Genomic DNA, 17,117 nt, shown 5'->3' with positions numbered 1-17,117 from the left:
AGGAGGCCCGGCGTGACTGCCGAGCCTCCTTCGTGTGGTCAGAGGGTGATGCCGAGCAGGGCGTCGACGGCGACGCGGATCAGGCCCGGTGCCGCCGGGTCCGTGCCGTCACGACGCAGGGCTTCGTTCGCCCACGCGTCGAGCGCCGCGAGCGCCTTCGGCGTGTCGAGGTCGTCGGAGAGGTGGTCGCGCAGCCGGGTGACGGTGTCCTCGGCGGACGGTCCGGTGGCCAGGGAAACGGCCTCGCGCCAGCGGGCCAGCCGGGCCTCGGCCTGGGTGAGCAGGTCCGCCGTCCACGCGCGGTCGCTGCGGTAGTGGCCGGCGAACAGGGCCAGCCGGACCGCGCCCGGATCGACGTGGTCGGCCCGCAGCCGCGAGACGAACACCAGGTTCCCGCGCGACTTCGACATCTTCTCGCCGTCGAGGCCGATCATCCCGGCGTGGACGTAGTGGCGGGCGAACTGCCCGTCCTTCGCGACCGCCTCGGCGTGCGCCGCGCTGTACTCGTGGTGCGGGAAGATCAGGTCCGAGCCGCCGCCCTGGACGTCGAAGCCGAGGCCGAGGCGGTTGACCGCGATCGCGCTGCACTCGATGTGCCAGCCGGGCCGGCCGGGGCCGAGCTCGGACTCCCACGACGGCTCACCCTCGCGGGCGACGCGCCACAGCAGCGCGTCGAGCGGGTGGCGCTTGCCGGCGCGGTCGGGGTCGCCGCCGCGCTCGGCGAAGAACTTCGCCATGGTTTCGGCGTCGTAGTTCGACTCGTAGCCGAACTTCCCGGTCGCCGTGTGGTCGAAGTAGACGTCCGGGAACTCCGGGTCGTCGGCGCGGTAGGCGCTGCCGTTGGCCAGCAGCTTCGCGATGACCTCGACGATCTCCGGGATGCTCTCGACGGCGCCGACGAACTGCTTCGGCGGGATGACACGCAGCGCGGTCATGTCCTCGCGGTAGAGCGCGGTCTCGCGCATGCCCAGCACGACCCAGTCGTCCTGGTCGCGCTGGGCGCGCTCCAGCAGCGGCTCGTCGATGTCCGTGACGTTCTGCACGTAGTGGACGTCGTGCCCGTTGTCCCGCCACACCCGGTTCACCAGGTCGAAGGTGAGGTACGTGGCGGCGTGGCCCAGGTGCGTCGCGTCGTAGGGCGTGATGCCGCAGACGTACATCCGGGCGGTGGCGCCGGGCGCGGTCGGGCGGATCTGCCCGGTGGCCGTGTCGTGGAGCCGCAGCGGGCGGGGGGTGCCGGGAACGCGGGGCACGTCGACCGATGACCAAGTCTGCATACCCTCGACTGTAAGCGTTCGTTCCGGCGCCCTCCCGCCCGGTGGGACTCCTCCCCCACGTGGCGCAGTGGCTACTCCCGGCCTGCTGCGTTCGCCCGGATCGCGGCTCGGACGAAGACGCCGGTGCCCGGCCGCTGTTCCGCCGCCCGGACGAGGAACTCGAGCTGTGCGGGCTCTGTGACGTACAGCTCACCGATCCGCTGCTGCGTCCGGTACGAGCACTCCCCCATGACCCGGCCCAGCATCGTCCGGTGCTCCTCGGCGAGCTCCTTCGCCTCGGCGCCGTCCGGCGCGGCTCCGGCGTCGAGGACCGCGTTCAGCCGTCGCACCCAGTCCTGCCGGGCCGCCTCGCCCGCCGCCAGGTCCTCCTTGGACGGTGTGGCCGCGCCCTGCCATTCCGGCGTGTTCCCCCACCGCTGCGCGGCTTCCTCCGCGTACCCCTCGGGCTCGGTGAACCCGCCGAACACCGCGAACTTCTCCTCGGGCGTCAACGCGTTGCCCATGGCTCTCGCCTCCATCACACGATCGACGGCCGCGACCATCCGCCCGAGCTCGCCGATCCGCGCCACGAGCAGCTCCCGCTGCCGTTCCAGGTGCGCGTCGGCGTCGGTGCCCGGGTCGTCGACGAGGGTCGCGATCGTCTCGAGGGGGAACCCGAGCTCCCGGTAGAACAGGATGCGCTGCAACCGGTCGAGGTCGCCGTCGTCGTAGCTGCGGTAGCCCGACGACGTCCGCCCGCCCGGGCTGAGCAGGCCGATCTCGTCGTAGTGGTGCAGCGTCCGGACGGTGATCCCGGCCAGCGCCGCGACCTTGCCCACGGGGTGGCCCATCGTTCCCCTTCCTCCTCCGGCCGGTGTGGCCCTTGCGGTGCCCACCGTGGTGCCTCACGCGGCGTGAGGGTCAAGCGTCACCCTTCCGTAGCCGTCGCGCCGTGATGAGCGCGGTTAGCCTGACTCGATGAGCACCGAGGTCGCGGTGGGCAGCGCGAGCGCCGTGATCGCCCTGGTCGCGGCGGTCATCGTGTACCTGCGCCGGCGCCGGGCCCCGGCGGTGCCCGAAACCCGGCCGGTGCCCGTCGGCGTCCCCCGCGAACCCCTGTCCGCCGTGCACCGCGGCGCGCTGCTGGCGCGGATCGAGGAAACCTTCGTCTCCGGCCGGTTCTGCGTCCTGCTCGGCGCCCCCGGCGTGGGCAAGACCCACCTGGCCGCCGCGTTCGCCCGCGGCCGCCGCTCGCCCGTGGTCTGGGTCGCGGCGGAAGACCCGGCGCACGCCCTGCTGGCGTACGCGGACCTGGCCGGGGCGAGCGGTCCCGACGCCGAAGCGGCCGCCCGCGCGGGCGTGGCGTGGCTCGACGGCCTCGACGACGCGGTGGTCGTCTTCGACGGCGCGACCGACCCGGACGCGCTCATCCGGTGGCTGCCCGCCCGGGCCCGGGTGCTCGTCACGACCAGCGTGCCGGACTTCGAGGTCCTCGGCGGCACCGTCCCGGTCGGCGGGTTCGACGAGGCCGAAGCGATCCGCTTCCTCAGCGCGCGAGCGGGCCGCGCGGCCACCGCGGACGTCGTACGGGAGCTGGGCTGCCTGCCGCTCGCGCTGGCCCAGGCGGGCGCGGTGATCCGGCGGCAGGGCTTCGCCGGTTACCTCGACCGGCTGCCGCACACCCCGCCGCTGGAGCGGGAGCCGGGCGAGGCCCACCCGGCCTGCGCCGAAGACACCACGCTCGCCGCGCTGCGGCTGGTGGCCGCCCGGGACAGCCGAGCCCTGGTCGTCGCCGAGCTGCTCGCCGTACTCGCGTCGCCGGGCACCCGACGCGCGCTGGTCCACCGCGCCGGGCCGGACCCGGTGGCGGTGGACGCGGCGCTCGCCGGTCTCGCCGACGCCTTCCTGGCGGAGTTCGACGTCCGCGGCGGCACGGTTGTGATGCACCGGCTGACCCAGCGGGCGGTGCTCGGCCGGCTGCACGCGGAGGAGCGCCTCGCGCCGGCCCTGGACCGGGCGTTCGCCGTGGTCGAGGGCGGCGACCCGGCGGTGGACCTCGCCGACCACGCGGCCGCGCTGTGGCGGCACTTCCGCGCGCTGCCGTCGGCCGAGCTGACGCCGCGGCTCGGCCGGATCCTGCGGCTGCGGCGCCGCGCGGTCGACCTCTTGGCCGAGGCGGGGGCGCTCGCCCAGGCCCGCGCCCTCGGCCGCGAGGTGCTCGCGGACCACCACGCTTATCTTCCGGCCGGGCACGAGGACACCGCTCTTGCCGCGCGGTCGCTGTACCGGGCGGGTGAGCGGGTTCCCCGGGCCGGTTGAGCGGCGTTCAGGGCCATTCCTCGTCGGCCACGACGAACACCGGGGCGGCTCCTGGCTAGTTCGAAGCAGTTCGGCACCGCCGCGGGTGCCTCGGACCACCGCGGCACAGTTTCCCGCGCCACGGCACCTTCCGCACCGCCGGTCCCTGCGCCAGGGCGGGTCAGCAGCCGGGCAGTCCGCGCCGCCGACCCGCCCGGAGGTGGCTCAGCGGCGCCGGGTCCGCAGGTAGTCCCCGACCACGGCGGTACCCAGGCCGTCGAGGTCCGGGGCGACCACGCGGCCGCCGGAGCGGCGGGCGATGACGTCGACGAACGCCGTCAGCCGCGGGTCGTCGCCCAAGCGGAACACCGTGATCGACGCGCCCAGCTTGGCCAGGCGGTCCACTTCGGACAGTGTTTTGTGGAGCGTCCGCGGCTGGGGCGGGTAGTCGAAGACCGCCTCGCCGTCGGGTTCCAGGTGCGCCGTCGGCTCACCGTCGGTGACCATCAGGACCACCGGCTGGGCATCCGGGTGGCGGCGCAGGTGCTGGCCGGCCAGCAGCAGCCCGTGGTGGGCGTTGGTGCCCTGCTCCCACGCGCCCTCCAGCCCGATCAGCTCCGGCAGCTCCACCGACATCGCGTGGCGCCCGAAGGTGATCAGCTGCAGCGCATCGTTGCGGAACCGCGTGCTGATCAGCTGGTGCAGCGCGAGCGCGGTGCGCTTCATCGGCAGCCAGCGGCCTTCCTGGACCATCGACCACGACGTGTCGACCAGCAGCGCCACCGCCGCCCGGGACCGGTGCTCGGTCTCGACCACTTCGACGTCCTCGACGTCCAGCCGGACCGCGCGCTCCCCCACGGACACCGAACGCAGCACGGCGTTGCGGATCGTCCGCGGCACGTCCCACGGCTGCATGTCCCCGAACCGCCACGGCCGCGCCGCCCCGGTCGGCTCGCCGGCCGCGCCCGCCGACTCGGTCTCGCGCTCGCCGGTCTTGCCGCGCAACGCGTTCACGATGTCGGACAGCGCCGTCTCACCGAGGCGCCGCAACGCCTTGGGCGACAGCCGCAGCGAGCCGTCGGCGGTGCGTTCGAACAGGCCCTGGCGGCGGAGCTCACGCTCCAGTTCGGACAGCCGCCGGGCGTCGACCCCGGCGTCCTTGCCGAGCTGGCGTTCGAGGGACTCCAGGTCGATGTCTTCCAGCCGCGCGCCCGGGTACGACTGGCCGAGCTGCTCGGCCAGCGCGTCCAGCTCGGCGAGGTCCGCCATCGCCTGGGCGCCTTCACCCATGCCCAGCGGGTTGTTGCCGCGGAAGCGCTCGGAGCCCGTCCAGTCCTCACCCGGCCGGGCCGCCCGCAGCTGGGCGTCCAAATTGGACAGCTGCTGGGCCAGGCGCGGGTCGCCGAACGCCTGCTGGGTCAGCTCGGCCAGCTCGGCGCGCTGCTCGGCGGACATCGAGTTGAGCATCCGCTGGGCCGCCGCCGACCGCTCGGCGAGCGCGTCGATCAGCTCTTCGACGTTCCGCGGGTTCTCGGGGAAGAACTCCCCGTGCTTCCCCATGAAGTCCTCGAAGCGCTGCTGGATGTCCTCGGCGCCCTGCGCGTGCGCGGCCAGGAGGTCGTTGAGGTCGGCGAGCATCTCGTTGATCCGCTCGACGTCCTCGGGCCCGGCGTTCTGCAGCGCCTGTTTCATGCCCTGGAACCGCGACTCCATCAGCTCCTGGCCGAGCAGGTCGCGGATCTGCTGGTAGTTCTCCCGGCCCTGTTCCGAGCGCCAGTCGTAGTTCGCCAGCTCGTTGACGGCGGCAGCCGTGCCCGGCGGCAGCGCGTCGAGCTGCGCCTCCCGGAACCGGGCTTCGTCGTCCGGGTCCGGGAAGAGCGCACGCCGTTCGGCGTCGAGGGCTTCCTGCAGCAGGCGCTGGACCTCCTGCAGGGTGCCGTCGAGGTTGTTGCGCCGCTGGATCTGCGAGCGGCGCTGCCACAGCCGGCGGGTCAGCTCGTCGAGCCCCGACGTGCGGTCGGTGCCACGCCGCAGCAGCTCCTCGAGCGCGGCGCGCGGGGACGCCCCGGCCATCACCTCGCGGCCGATCTCGTCGAGCGCGTCACGCAGGTCGGCCGGCGGCGCGAGCGGGTCCGGCCCGTCGTGCCACGGGCCGTAGGAGTAACCGTCGGGAAGCGGGACCGCGGTCATCGGCCGTAGACGGTCGTCGTGTCGTCGGAGTCCTTGGCGAGCCGCCGGGCCAGGAACAGCGATTCGAGGGCGAGTTCGACGGCGGCCGCGATCCGCCCGGCCGGTTCGTCGGGCGAGACGCCGGCGCGCTGCGCGACCTCGTGCAGCACCGGGAGCTCCGGCAGGGCCTTGAGCACGTCCTCGCCCGGCACGCGCTCGCCGGTGGCGACCAGGTGCCCTTCGGCGACCGCATCGGCCAGCGGGCGCAGGTCCAGCCCGGCGAACCGTTCGCGGGCGGTCTCGGCGATCGCGCGGCGCAGCAGGTGCACCAGGTGCTCGATCTCGCGGCCCTCTTCACCGGGCTCGAACTCGATCTTGCCGCGCAGCACCGACGGGACGGCGTCGAGGTCGACCGGACGCGCGACAGCCGGCTCCTCGCCGGTCAGCGCCGAACGCCGCAGTGCCGCGGCCGCCACGGTTTCCGCAGCCGCGACGGCGAACCGCGCCGACACGCCGGAACGCTGGTCGATGACCGGCGATTCGCGGAGGTTCCGGACGAACCGGGCAATGACCTCCAGCAGCGGCTCACCGACCTCGGCGACGAGGTGGGCTTCCTGCCGGACGACGGCCACCTCCGACTCGACGTCGAGGGGGTAGTGCGTGCGGATCTCGGCGCCGAAGCGGTCCTTCAGCGGGGTGATGATCCGGCCGCGGTTGGTGTAGTCCTCGGGGTTCGCGGTCGCGACGAGCAGGACGTCCAGGGGCAGCCGCAGCGTGTAACCGCGGACCTGGATGTCGCGCTCCTCCATCACGTTCAGCAGCGCGACCTGGATGCGCTCGGCGAGGTCGGGCAGCTCGTTGATGGCGACGATGCCGCGGTGGGCGCGCGGGACGAGACCGAAGTGGATGGTCTCGGGGTCGCCGAGGCTGCGGCCTTCGGCGACCTTCACCGGGTCGACGTCGCCGATCAGGTCGCCGACCGAGGTGTCCGGGGTGGCGAGCTTCTCGGTGTAGCGCTCGGACCGGTGGCGCCAGGCCACCGGCAGGTCGTCCCCGAGCTCGGCGGCACGGCGGATCGACGCGGGCGTGATCGGCTGGAGCGGGTGCTCACCCAGCTCGGAGCCTTCGACGACGGGCGTCCACTCGTCGAGCAGGCCGGCGAGGGTGCGGAGCAGGCGGGTCTTGCCCTGGCCGCGTTCGCCGAGCAGGACGACGTCGTGGCCGGCCAGGAGCGCGCGTTCGAGCTGCGGCAGCACGGTGCGGGAGAACCCGACGATGCCCGGCCAGGCGTCTTCGCCTGTTTTCAGGGCGTTCAGCAGGTTGTCGTGGATCTCTTGGGCGATCGGGCGCGGCTCGTACCCGGCCGCGCGCAGGGCCCCGGCGGTGCGGGGAAGAGCGTCTGGAACAGCGTTCACCCGTTCGACGCTACTGCCGGATCGGCGGGGCGTCGATGTGGAGCGACTCCAGCGTGGGCGCGCTCGGCAAGGTTCGGGGCGCCCGGTAAAATAGGGCGTCGTGTGCCGACCCAGTGCGACCTTCGCCGTCTGGTCCAGCGCGTGGCTCAACGGAGCCGCCGCGTCCGACGATGTGCTCGACGCCCTGCTCGCGTGGGGTGAGGCGCACGACGTCGTGGCCGCCGACGCGCCCGCCGCGGAGGCGTTCGAGCTCCCCCTGGCCTTCAACCGGGCGGCCACTCCCGTGCAGCTGCTGATGGCCCTGCGTTCGCAGGGAGCGAAAAGCATGCAGCTGGTCCTCCCGGTCCCCGGTGACGTCCGCGGCCTCGGCGGCGGCGGGCCGTTCACCGAAGCGGCGTTGCGCGCGGGTGACGCGGTGGTGCTCCCCGACCTCGGGTTCGGGCTGGTGCCGGAGCCGGTCGCCGAAGGCCTGATGCGCTGGACGGTGTTCTCGCTCGTCACCCTCGCGGCCCCGCCGGAGTACATCGGCCTGGGCGAAGCCGAGCACGGCCTGACGGACGCGATCCGCGCCAGCGCGGGCGCACTGCAGGCGTTGAACGTGGCTTCCGACCGGCCCGGTGTGCGCGCGGAGCTCTCGGCGCACCTGCGCTCGCGCCCGGACGTCGACTGGCCGGCGGGCACACCCGGGCGTTCGTTGCGGGTGCTGCAGCGGGCGGAGGAGATCGCGGCGATCCTGGCGATCGCCGAGACCGACGACCCGGGCGGCGCGCTGTCGGCGTCGGCGTCGAACCTGCGGGCCCAGGCGCTGAAGCCGCTGTCGGACGCGGTGCGGATCGCGCGGTGTGCCGCAGTCAACGAAGCCGTGCGGGTGTTCGCGGAGCAGACCGCCCGCGAGGGCTGACGGCTCAAGCGCCCCAATGCCACATTGGGGCGCTGGTCAGCGGGCCGGGCGCTTCGCCGGTTCGCAGCAGCCCACCGCGCACGGGGCGCCGTTGACCGTGCAGCCCGCTGTCGGGAACGGGGACAGCTTCCGCGGCTCCACGCCGTGCGTGTGCTCGCGGATCAGCTCGACCACCAGCTCGGCGAAGCGCGGGTCGCTGCCCGCCGTCGCCGCGCGGGCGAAGGCCATGCCGTGCTCGGCCGCGCGTTCCGCCGCCTCGTTGTCCAGGTCCCAGATCACCTCGAGGTGGTCGGAGACGAACCCGATCGGCGAAACGACCACTCCGGGCACCCCGGAAGCGTGCAGCGCGTCGATGTGGTCGACGATGTCCGGCTCCAGCCACGGCACCTGCGGCGGCCCGGACCGCGACTGCCAGACGACGTCGTACGCGTCGATGCCCGCCTCGGCCGCCACCAGGCGCGCGGCCTCCGCGATCTGCCGCGAGTACCGGCGGCCGCCGTCCGACGGCGGGCCCGAGGCGAGATCCGCGCTCTCCGGCACCGAATGGGCCGTGAACACCGTGCGGATGCCCGGCGCGTTCCCGAGGGACGCGTGGGCCGCACGCACGCCGTCCGCGACCGCCGAGACGAACAGCGGGTGGTCGAAGAACTGCCGCAGTTTCACCAGCTCGGGGGCGCCGGACCCGACCGCAGCCCGGGCGCGTTCGATGTCCTCGTCGTACTGGCGGCACGCCGAGTACCCGCCGTACGCGCTCGTGGGGAAGACCAGGACCCGCTTCGCGCCGGCTTCGGTCAGCGAGGCGAGGGTGTCCTCGACCATCGGGTGCCAGTTCCGGTTGCCGAAGTGCACCGGCAGGTCCATCCCGGCGGCCGAGAGCTGCTTCTCGACCGCGGCCATCGCGTCGCGGTTCAGCTTGTTGATCGGCGAGACGCCGCCGAAGTGCCGGTAGTGCTCGGCGACCTCGAGCAGCCGCTCGCGCGGCACCCCCCGGCCCCTCGTGACGTTCTCGAGGAACGGCATCACGTCGTCGGGTCCTTCCGGACCGCCGAACGAGAGCCACAGCAACGCGTCGTATCCCACCCTGTCATCTTGCCGATGTGGCGGCCCGCACGCTGACGCGGGCCTGTTATGAATCGACCAGTCCAAAACCCTGGTAGGCTCACCCCATGGCCAGGCCACGGGAGTTCGACGAGTCCGCCGCCGTCGAGAGCGCGATGCACGCGTTCTGGGACCGCGGGTACGAGGCGACGTCGACGCAGGACCTGTGCGAGGCCACCGGGCTCGGCCGCAGCAGCGTCTACAACACCTTCACCAGCAAGCGAGCCCTGTTCCGGCGCACGTTGACGCACTACAGCGCCCGCGGGCTGGCCGGCCGGAAAGCCGTTCTGGACGGCCCGGGCACCGCGGCCGAACGGATCGCCGCGATGCTCGGCGCACTGATCGGCGAAGAGCTCGAGCAGGGCCGCCGCGGCTGCCTGGTGGTGAACACCCTCGCCGAGCTCGGCACCCCCGACGACGAGGTCGGGGCAGCTCTCCGCAGCGACACCGAGCACCAGCTGGCCCTGCTCACCGAGTGCGCCCGGGAAGGCGTTCTCGACGGCAGCCTGCAGTCCGGCCGCGCCCCGGCCGACGTCGCCGAGTTCCTGCTCAGCACCATTTCCGGACTCCGGGTGATGTCCCGCCGCGGCGCGAGCGGCGACGCCATGCACGCCGTGGCGGACCTCGCCCTGTCGGCGATCACCCGATAGAGAACACCCCACTCACGGCAGAACGCTGCCCGAATTTTGAACTGCTCGATACACAACCATGGAGGACCCGTGCCCCTGGCCGTCTTCGTCCTCGGGCTCAGCGTGTTCGCGCTGGGCACGTCCGAGTTCATGATCACCGGTCTGCTCCCCGGGATGGCCGCCGACCTGGGGGTCAGCATCCCCGACACCGGGCTGCTGATCTCCGCGTTCGCCGTCGGCATGGTCGTCGGCGCGCCGCTGCTGGCGATCGGCACCCTGCGGCTCCCCCGCCGCCGGACACTGCTGGCGCTGCTCGCCGTGTTCGTCGTGGCGCACGTTGTCGGCGCGCTCGCCGAGGGGTACGCGCTCCTGTTCGCGACGCGGGTGGTCGCGGCGCTCGCCTGCGCGGGCTTCTGGGCCGTCGCGGTCGCCACGACGATCGCGCTGGTGCCCGTCGAGCGGCGGGGCCGGGCGATGGCGGTGCTGGTCGGCGGGCTGACCGTGGCGAACATCGCCGGGGTCCCGGCCGGCACGTTCATCGGCCAGCACGCGGGCTGGCGGACGGCGTTCTGGGCGGTGGCGGCGGTGACGCTCCTGGCGGCGGCCGGCGTCGCGGCCCTGGTGCCCGAGACGACCGGCGGCGGGATGAGCGTCCGCACCGAGCTGCGGCTGTACCGCCGAGGCCGCGTCTGGCTCGCGCTCGGTGTGATCGCCTTGTGCCAAGCCATGATCTTCGCCGCGTTCAGCTACCTCGCGCCGTTGCTGACCGAGACCGACGGGCTCCCCCAGGAGTGGGTGCCGGGTGTCCTGGCGCTGTTCGGCGTCGGCGCGCTCATCGGGATCAGCGTGGGCGGCCGGCTCGCCGACCGCCACCCGTTCACCACGCTCTACGGCTGCATCGGGCTCGCCCTGGCGGCCCTGCTCGTGCTCGCCCTGACCACCGACACGCTGGTCGCCGTCGCGGCCGTGCTCGTGTTCGGTGTTGCCGGGTTCGGCGCCAACCCGGCCCTGAACGTGCGCACCTACGAGGTCGCCGGGGACGCCCCGACGCTCGTCGGCGCCAGCACGACGGCGGCGTTCAACGTCGGCAACACCCTCGGCCCGTGGCTGGGCGGTGTCGCGATCAGCGCCGGGCTCGGCTTCCCGAGCGTCGCGTGGACGGGTATGGCGCTGGGCGCGGCGACCCTGGTGGCCCTCACGGTCGCGGTTGTGGTCCAGCGGACCGACAACCGCGACCGGAGGCCCGAACCGGTGGTCGTGTGACGGCTCAGATGCCGAGGGCGTGGACCCCGCCGTCGACCATGATCATCGAGCCGGTGGTGGCCGGGAGCCAGTCCGACAGCAGCGCGCAGACGCTCTTCGCCGTCGGGTCCGGGTCCGAGCTGTCCCAGCCGAGCGGCGCGCGGTCGCCCCAGCCGTCTTCGAGGTCGGAGAAGCCCGGGATCGACTTCGCGGCCATGGTCTTCATCGGGCCCGCGCTGACCAGGTTGACGCGGATGCCCTGCGGGCCCAGCTCCTTGGCCAGGTAGCGGTTGACCGACTCCAGCGCGGCCTTCGCGACACCCATCCAGTTGTAGACCGGCCACGCGACGCGGGCGTCGAAGTCCATGCCCACGATCGACGAACCGCGGGTCAGCAGCGGCAGGCACGCCTTCGACAGCGACATGAACGAGTACGCCGAAACGTCGACGGCGACCTTCACGTCCTCGGCCGGCGCGTCCAGGAACGGCGCGCCGAGGCAGCTCTGCGGGGCGAACCCGATCGAGTGCAGCACCCCGTCGAGGCCGTCGACGTGCTCACCGATGCGCTCGGCGAGGGAGTCGAGGTGCTCCTGGTTAGTGACGTCCAGCTCCAGCACCGGCGCCGGCTCGGGGAGCCGCTTCGCGATGGTCTTGACCAGCGACATGCGGCCGAAGCCGGTCAGCACCACCTTCGCGCCCTCCTGCTGCGCGATCTTGGCCGCGTGGAAGGCGAGCGAGGCGTCGGTGATGATGCCGGTGATCAGCAGGCGCTTGCCTTCGAGCAGTCCGGGCACAGGTCCTCCAAGTCTTGGTTCGGGAACAGGAAAAGAAAGTCAGTGGCCGAGGCCGAGGCCGCCGTCGACCGGCAGCACCGCGCCGTTGACGTAGCCGGCTTCGTCCGAGGCCAGGTAGCGCACGGCGGCGGCGATCTCCGACGGCTCGGCGTACCGGCCGGAGGGCACCTGCGCGAGGATCTGCTTCTTGCGCTCCTCGGGCAGCTCGTCGGTCATGTCGGTGCGCACGAAGCCGGGCGCGATGACGTTCGCGGTGATGTTGCGGGAGCCGAGCTCACGGGCCAGCGAGCGGGCGAAGCCGACCAGGCCGGCCTTGCTCGCCGCGTAGTTCGCCTGGCCCGCGGAACCGGAGAGGCCGACCACCGAGGAGATGAAGACGAACCGGCCCCACTTGCCGCGCAGCATGCCGCGCGACGCGCGCTTGGCGACCCGGTAGGCGCCGGTCAGGTTGGCGTTGATCACCCGCTCGAACTGCTCGTCGCTCATCCGCATGAGCAGGGTGTCGTCGGTCAGGCCGGCGTTCGACACGAGCACCTCGACCGGGCCCTGGTGCTCCTCGACGAGCTTGAACGCCGCGTCGATCTGCTCGGTGTCGGTGACGTCCGCCTGCACCCCGAAAAGCCCTTCGGGGGCGCCGGATCCACGGTGCGTGACGGCGACCTGGTGGCCCTGTTCGGCGAGATCCCGGGCGATCGCCAGACCGATGCCCCGGTTGCCCCCGGTGACCAAGACCGACCGTCCCACAGCTTTCTCCCTCTTTCGACGTGCGTGAGTGACGGCACGAGGCTATCGGCAGGGCGGCCCGGGCGCGCAGCCGCGCCCGCCATACCTGCAGGTAACCGCCATCGTCCTAAGCGGGTGTTAGGAACTGTCCCCCGACCTTGCTGGTTACCCGCTGGTTGGTCACCGTGAGTCGCAACACAGGAGGTCGACGATGACTACCCGGATCAGCGGCGCCGAAGCCGCGGACGTGAGCGAGAAACGCGTTATCGGCAACGTGTTGCGCGGCTCGATCGGCAACTTGGTCGAGTGGTACGACTGGTACGCCTATGCGGCGTTCACCACCTACTTCGCCAAGTCGTTCTTCCCCACGACCGACACCACGGCCGCCTTCCTCGGCACCGCCGCGGTGTTCGCGGTCGGGTTCCTCATGCGCCCGCTCGGCGGCTGGATGCTCGGCCGGTTCGCCGACCGCTTCGGCCGCCGCAGCGCGCTGGTGCTTTCGGTCACGCTCATGGCGGGCGGCTCGCTGCTCATCGCCGTCACGCCGAGCTATCACACGATCGGCCTCGCGGCGCCGATCCTGCTGCTGGTGGCCCGGCTGATCCAGGGCCTGTCCGTCGGCGGCGAGTACTCCACCTCGGCGACGTACCTGTCCGAAGTGGCCACTCCCGGCAAGCGCGGCTTCTACTCCAGCTTCCAGTACGTGACGCTCTACGGCGGCCAGCTGCTGGCGCTGGGCCTCCAGCTGATCCTGCAGGGCCTGCTCACCGAGCAGCAGCTCACGTCGTGGGGCTGGCGGATCGCGTTCGGCGTCGGCACGGTCGCCGCGCTCAGCGTGATGTGGCTGCGCCGCGGCATGGACGAGTCGGCGAGCTTCACCAAGGAAAAGGGCGACGACACGCCCGGGGACCGCGGCACGCTGCGCGCGCTGGCCAAGTACCCCAAGGAGATCGCGCTCGTCGTCGGCTTGACGCTGGGCGGCACGGTGGCCTTCTACACCTTCGCCACCTACAGCCAGAAGTTCCTCGAGAACACCGCCCACATCCCGCGGCGCACGGTCACGATCATCCTGTTCTCCGCGATCCTGCTGGCCGCGATCCTGCAGCCGCTGGCCGGCAAGCTGTCCGACCGGATCGGCCGCCGCCCGCTGCTGCTGTTCTTCGGCATCGCCGGCACGCTGCTGACCGTCCCGATCATGACGATCATGGGCTCGACCCGGAACCCGGTCGGCGCGTTCTTCCTCGTCCTGGCCGGGCTCGTCGTCGTGGCGGGCTACACCTCGATCAACGCGATCGTGAAGGCCGAGCTGTTCCCGACGAAGATCCGCGCCATCGGCGTCGGCCTGCCCTACGCGCTGACCGTCGCGATCTTCGGCGGCACCGCGGAGCTCATCGCGCAGGCGTTGAAGAGCGCCGGGCACGAGTCGGTGTTCTTCTGGTACGTCGCGGGCTGCGTCCTGGTTTCGCTGATCGTCTACGGCACAATGCGGGAAACCTCGAAGAGCTCCGAGCTGGAGGCTCGTCCCGAACCGGTGGGCGCGGGCGAACGCTGAGAAGGGGATGGCCGTGCGCGTGCTCCTCGTCGAAGACGACGCGGGTGTCGCCGGCGCGCTCGCCGAGTCGCTGCACGCGCGCGGCCATCCCGTCACCAGCGTCGGCCGCGGGGCCGACGCCCTGCACCGCCACCGCGACGCCGACCTGGTCCTGCTCGACCTCGGCCTGCCCGACATCGACGGCCTGGACGTGCTGCGCAAGATCCGCGCGGTCTCGCCGGTGCCGGTGATCGTGCTGACCGCCCGCGGTGACGAGCGGTCCGTGGTGCGCGGCCTGCGCCTCGGCGCGGACGACTACCTGACCAAGCCGGTGCGGCTGGCCGAGCTGCTGGCCCGGATGGACGCCGTCGTGCGGCGCGCGGTGGCCCGCGAGGCCCCGGCCGGCGACGTTGTGCACCTCGAAGACGTCGAGATCGACCTCGGCGCCCGCCGGGTGCTGGTCGCCGGGCACGACGTGGGGCTGACCACCAAGGAGTTCGAGATCCTGGCGGTACTCGCCGCGCGGCCCGGCACCGCGGTCAGCCGCCAGCAGCTGATGGACGAGGTCTGGGGGGACGCCTACCTCGCGGTGTCCCGCTCGCTCGACGTCCACCTGACCGGGCTGCGCGCCAAGCTGGACCGGCCGGGGCTGCTCACCACCATCCGCGGCTTCGGCTACCGGCTCGGCCGGGACTGAGCCCGTGCGCACCCGGCTGCTGGTGGTCCTGGTCGCCCTGGCCCTCGCGGTGGTCGCCGCGTTCGCCGTGCCGCTGCTGGCGTCGACGGCCGAGCAGCGCACCCAGCAGCTGGTCATCTCCCGCACCGCCGACGTCGACCGGTTCGTCGTGCTGGCCCAGCAGGCCGTCGACACCCGCGACCCGGCGGCGCTCGCGGCGGACGCGGCCCGCTACGCCGAGCTGTACGGCGAAGGTGTGGTCATCGTCGACGCCCGGCGCGTGCCGCTGGTGCAGGCGGGCGGGCTGACCGCGGCCGATCCGGCGGTGCACGCCCTGGTCGAGGCGACCATGCGGAACGAGCCGGCGCCGCGGGTCGACGGGCTCGGCCCGTGGTCGGCCGAACCGGCCTACTTCGCGCGGCCGGTCGGCACCGGCACCCGGGTGTCCGGTGTGGTCGTGCTGCGGGCCTCGGTGACGGCGGCGGCCGCGGACGTCGCCACCCGGTGGGGCACCATCGGCGCCGGGGCGCTGCTGGTCGCGGTGGTGTTCGTGCTGTTCGCCGTGGTGCTGGCCCGGTGGATGGTGCGGCCGCTGCACGAGCTGGAGACCGGCGTGCTGGCCGTCGCCGCCGGGCACCGCGCCCACGTCCCGGAACGCACCGGGCCGCGGGAGCTGCGGTCGCTGGCCGGCGAGGTCAACCGGATGTCCGAAGCCGTGCTCGAAGCCGCCGACCAGCAGCACCGGCTGGTTGCCGACGCTTCCCACCAGCTGCGCAACCCGATGGCGGCGCTGCGCCTGCGGGTCGACTCCCTGGCTCACCAGGTCGAAGGGGACGACGCCACCTACCGGGCCACGGTGGCCGAGGTCGAGCGCCTGGAAAAGCTCCTGGACGGACTGCTCGCGCTCGCGCTGGCCGAGAGCACGGCGACGCGGGTCGCGGCCGGCGCCACGGACGAGGCGTGCGACCTCGCGTCCGTGCTGGCCGAGCGCGTCGACGCCTGGCGCCCGTCGGCCGAGGACGCCGGTTCGGCGCTCGTCCCGCCGCCCGGGCACGACGAACCGGTGACCGTGCGCTGTCCGGAAGGTGAGCTGGCGCAGATCCTCGATGTGCTGCTGGACAACGCCGTCCACTACGCCGGGCGCGGCGCGAAGATCACCACGGACTGGGAAACCGGCCCCGAAACGGCGACGCTCGTCGTCCGCGACGACGGGCCCGGTCTGTCCACTGAGGACCGGGCGCGGGCGACCGAACGGTTCTGGCGCGCGGGCGGTGAAGGCGCGCCGCGCGGCACCGGGCTCGGGCTGGCCATCGCGCACCAGCAGGTGCGCACCCGCGGCGGGGTGCTGGAACTGCGCCAGGCCGAACCGCACGGCCTCGAAGTCCGCGTCACGCTGCCGCTCGCGGAGGTGCCATGACGCTCACGCGGCGCACGGCCCTGCTCGGCGGTCTCGGCCTCGCCCTGGCCGGGTGTTCGCCGTCCGGATACACCGGTCAGGAACGAACGCTCACCATCGCGGCCGGTGAGCGCGGCGGGTTCTACCTCGCCTTCGCCGAACTCCTCGCCGCCGAGCTCAGCCGCGCGGAACCGCTGCTGCACGCCACCGCCGTGCCGACCGAGGCGAGCGTCGCCAACGTCGAGCTGGTGCATCGCGGCCAGGCCGACCTCGGGCTGGTGCTCGCCGACGTGGCCCAGACCGCGCTCGGCGGCGGCGCGCCGTTCGGCGAGCGGGTGCCGCTGCTCGCGCTGGGCCGGGTCTACGAGAACTACCTGCAGCTCGTGGTGCGGGCGGACGGGCCGGTGCGCCGGCTCGCCGACCTGGCCGGCCGTCCGGTGTCGCTCGGCGCGAGCGGCTCCGGGGCGGCGCAGCTCGGCGAGCGCCTGTTCGCGAAGGCCGGAGTGCCGGTCGACGCCCAGCACCTGCTCTTCGACGACGCGGTCCGCGCGCTGGCCGCCCGCCGCATCGACGCCATGCTGTGGTCCGGCGGGGTGCCGACGCCCAAGCTCGCCGACCTCACCCGCACCACGCCGATCGCGCTGATCCCGCTCGACGCCGTCGTCCCGCCGCTGCGCGCCGCGTTCGGGCCGGTCTACGACCAGGTCCAGGTCCCGGACGGCGCGTACCGCGGGGTCGGCGCGCTGGGCACGATCGGCGTGGCGAACCTGCTGGTGTGCTCCCCCGCCCTGCCCGACGACGTCGCCGCCGCGGTGGTGCGGCTGCTCGTCGAACACGCCACCGCCCTGGTGCCGGCGGAGGCGGTCGGGACGCAGTTCCTCGACGTGCGGACGCTGATCGGCACCCAGCCGGTGCCCCTGCAGCCCGGTGCCGCGGCCACCTACCGCGTCCTGCACGGCTGATCCCGCGACTTCAGGAGGACCACGTCTC

At 73.1% G+C, this 17,117-nt stretch carries 15 protein-coding genes; 8 read left to right on the top strand and 7 right to left on the bottom strand.

Annotation, left to right across the window (positions count from 1 at the left end; genetic code table 11):
- Positions 1–38: 38 nt before the first annotated feature.
- Positions 39–1,277, bottom strand: a complete 1,239-nt coding sequence (mshC, locus tag ACIA5G_RS47375; RefSeq protein WP_395935955.1) for a cysteine--1-D-myo-inosityl 2-amino-2-deoxy-alpha-D-glucopyranoside ligase — start codon at positions 1,275–1,277, stop codon at positions 39–41.
- A gap of 71 nt (positions 1,278–1,348) precedes the next feature.
- Positions 1,349–2,107 carry a MerR family transcriptional regulator gene (locus tag ACIA5G_RS47370; protein ID WP_395935954.1) on the bottom strand — a complete coding sequence of 253 codons (759 nt, stop codon included), beginning with the start codon at positions 2,105–2,107 and terminating at the stop codon, positions 1,349–1,351.
- A gap of 127 nt (positions 2,108–2,234) precedes the next feature.
- On the opposite strand from ACIA5G_RS47370, the gene ACIA5G_RS47365 reads away from it, so the two are divergent.
- Complete coding sequence (locus ACIA5G_RS47365; RefSeq protein ID WP_395935953.1) at positions 2,235–3,575, top strand: hypothetical protein; 1,341 nt, start codon at positions 2,235–2,237, stop codon at positions 3,573–3,575.
- A gap of 204 nt (positions 3,576–3,779) precedes the next feature.
- Here the strand turns inward: ACIA5G_RS47365 and ACIA5G_RS47360 are convergent, their stop codons facing one another.
- Positions 3,780–5,744, bottom strand: a complete 1,965-nt coding sequence (locus ACIA5G_RS47360) for a hypothetical protein (RefSeq protein WP_395935952.1) — start codon at positions 5,742–5,744, stop codon at positions 3,780–3,782.
- On the bottom strand, positions 5,741–7,138 hold the full coding sequence (locus ACIA5G_RS47355; protein ID WP_395935951.1) for an ATP-binding protein: 1,398 nt from the start codon (positions 7,136–7,138) through the stop codon (positions 5,741–5,743). The genes ACIA5G_RS47360 and ACIA5G_RS47355 overlap by 4 nt, the downstream gene beginning before the upstream one ends.
- A 100-nt stretch (positions 7,139–7,238) precedes the next feature.
- Between ACIA5G_RS47355 and ACIA5G_RS47350 the strand changes: the two genes are divergently transcribed.
- Entirely contained in the window at positions 7,239–8,039 is an 801-nt protein-coding gene (locus ACIA5G_RS47350) for a hypothetical protein (RefSeq protein WP_395935950.1), read from the top strand.
- A gap of 36 nt (positions 8,040–8,075) precedes the next feature.
- On the opposite strand, the gene ACIA5G_RS47345 is transcribed toward ACIA5G_RS47350, so the two are convergent.
- Complete coding sequence (locus ACIA5G_RS47345) at positions 8,076–9,119, bottom strand: ferrochelatase (RefSeq protein WP_395935949.1); 1,044 nt, start codon at positions 9,117–9,119, stop codon at positions 8,076–8,078.
- An 86-nt stretch (positions 9,120–9,205) separates the two neighbouring features.
- On the opposite strand from ACIA5G_RS47345, the gene ACIA5G_RS47340 reads away from it, so the two are divergent.
- Together ACIA5G_RS47340 and ACIA5G_RS47335 are read left to right on the top strand one after the other, a co-directional pair.
- Positions 9,206–9,787 carry a TetR/AcrR family transcriptional regulator gene (locus tag ACIA5G_RS47340; RefSeq protein ID WP_395935948.1) on the top strand — a complete coding sequence of 194 codons (582 nt, stop codon included), beginning with the start codon at positions 9,206–9,208 and terminating at the stop codon, positions 9,785–9,787.
- Between the two features lie 69 nt (positions 9,788–9,856).
- Complete coding sequence (locus ACIA5G_RS47335) at positions 9,857–11,029, top strand: Cmx/CmrA family chloramphenicol efflux MFS transporter (RefSeq protein WP_395935947.1); 1,173 nt, start codon at positions 9,857–9,859, stop codon at positions 11,027–11,029.
- Positions 11,030–11,033: 4 nt separating this feature from the next.
- Here ACIA5G_RS47335 and fabI read toward each other — a convergent pair whose 3' ends face one another.
- Both fabI and fabG read right to left on the bottom strand, forming a co-directional pair.
- Positions 11,034–11,801, bottom strand: a complete 768-nt coding sequence (gene fabI, locus ACIA5G_RS47330; protein WP_395935946.1) for an enoyl-ACP reductase FabI — start codon at positions 11,799–11,801, stop codon at positions 11,034–11,036.
- 39 nt (positions 11,802–11,840) lie between these two features.
- Positions 11,841–12,545 carry a 3-oxoacyl-ACP reductase FabG gene (gene fabG / locus ACIA5G_RS47325; RefSeq protein WP_395935945.1) on the bottom strand — a complete coding sequence of 235 codons (705 nt, stop codon included), beginning with the start codon at positions 12,543–12,545 and terminating at the stop codon, positions 11,841–11,843.
- A gap of 190 nt (positions 12,546–12,735) precedes the next feature.
- Here fabG and ACIA5G_RS47320 point away from each other — a divergent pair, with 190 nt between their 5' ends.
- The 4 genes from ACIA5G_RS47320 to ACIA5G_RS47305 are packed head-to-tail and all read left to right on the top strand — an operon-like array spanning position 12,736 to position 17,089.
- Complete coding sequence (locus tag ACIA5G_RS47320) at positions 12,736–14,076, top strand: MFS transporter (RefSeq protein ID WP_395935944.1); 1,341 nt, start codon at positions 12,736–12,738, stop codon at positions 14,074–14,076.
- A 7-nt stretch (positions 14,077–14,083) separates the two neighbouring features.
- Entirely contained in the window at positions 14,084–14,752 is a 669-nt protein-coding gene (locus tag ACIA5G_RS47315; protein WP_395935942.1) for a response regulator transcription factor, read from the top strand.
- Between the two features lie 4 nt (positions 14,753–14,756).
- On the top strand, positions 14,757–16,148 hold the full coding sequence (locus ACIA5G_RS47310; protein ID WP_395935940.1) for a sensor histidine kinase: 1,392 nt from the start codon (positions 14,757–14,759) through the stop codon (positions 16,146–16,148).
- Positions 16,145–17,089: a TAXI family TRAP transporter solute-binding subunit gene (locus tag ACIA5G_RS47305; RefSeq protein ID WP_395935938.1), complete on the top strand. Its 945-nt coding sequence runs from the start codon at positions 16,145–16,147 to the stop codon at positions 17,087–17,089. The genes ACIA5G_RS47310 and ACIA5G_RS47305 overlap by 4 nt, the downstream gene beginning before the upstream one ends.
- The last annotated feature ends 28 nt before the right edge of the window (positions 17,090–17,117 follow it).

Origin of the sequence: Amycolatopsis sp. NPDC051758, from assembly GCF_044453095.1 — a bacterium.
Classification (GTDB): domain Bacteria; phylum Actinomycetota; class Actinomycetes; order Mycobacteriales; family Pseudonocardiaceae; genus Amycolatopsis.
This window is presented reverse-complemented; position numbering and strand designations above follow the sequence as displayed.

Excerpts from the sequence above, each read along its gene's own strand:
- mshC (WP_395935955.1), bottom strand. The coding sequence starts at position 1,277 with ATGCAGACTTGGTCATCGGTCGACGTGCCCCGCGTTCCCGGCACCCCC.
- ACIA5G_RS47305 (WP_395935938.1), top strand. The coding sequence starts at position 16,145 with ATGACGCTCACGCGGCGCACGGCCCTGCTCGGCGGTCTCGGCCTCGCC.
- ACIA5G_RS47365 (WP_395935953.1), top strand. The coding sequence starts at position 2,235 with ATGAGCACCGAGGTCGCGGTGGGCAGCGCGAGCGCCGTGATCGCCCTG.
- ACIA5G_RS47370 (WP_395935954.1), bottom strand. The coding sequence starts at position 2,107 with ATGGGCCACCCCGTGGGCAAGGTCGCGGCGCTGGCCGGGATCACCGTC.
- ACIA5G_RS47320 (WP_395935944.1), top strand. The coding sequence starts at position 12,736 with ATGACTACCCGGATCAGCGGCGCCGAAGCCGCGGACGTGAGCGAGAAA.
- ACIA5G_RS47360 (WP_395935952.1), bottom strand. The coding sequence starts at position 5,744 with ATGACCGCGGTCCCGCTTCCCGACGGTTACTCCTACGGCCCGTGGCAC.
- ACIA5G_RS47315 (WP_395935942.1), top strand. The coding sequence starts at position 14,084 with ATGGCCGTGCGCGTGCTCCTCGTCGAAGACGACGCGGGTGTCGCCGGC.
- ACIA5G_RS47340 (WP_395935948.1), top strand. The coding sequence starts at position 9,206 with ATGGCCAGGCCACGGGAGTTCGACGAGTCCGCCGCCGTCGAGAGCGCG.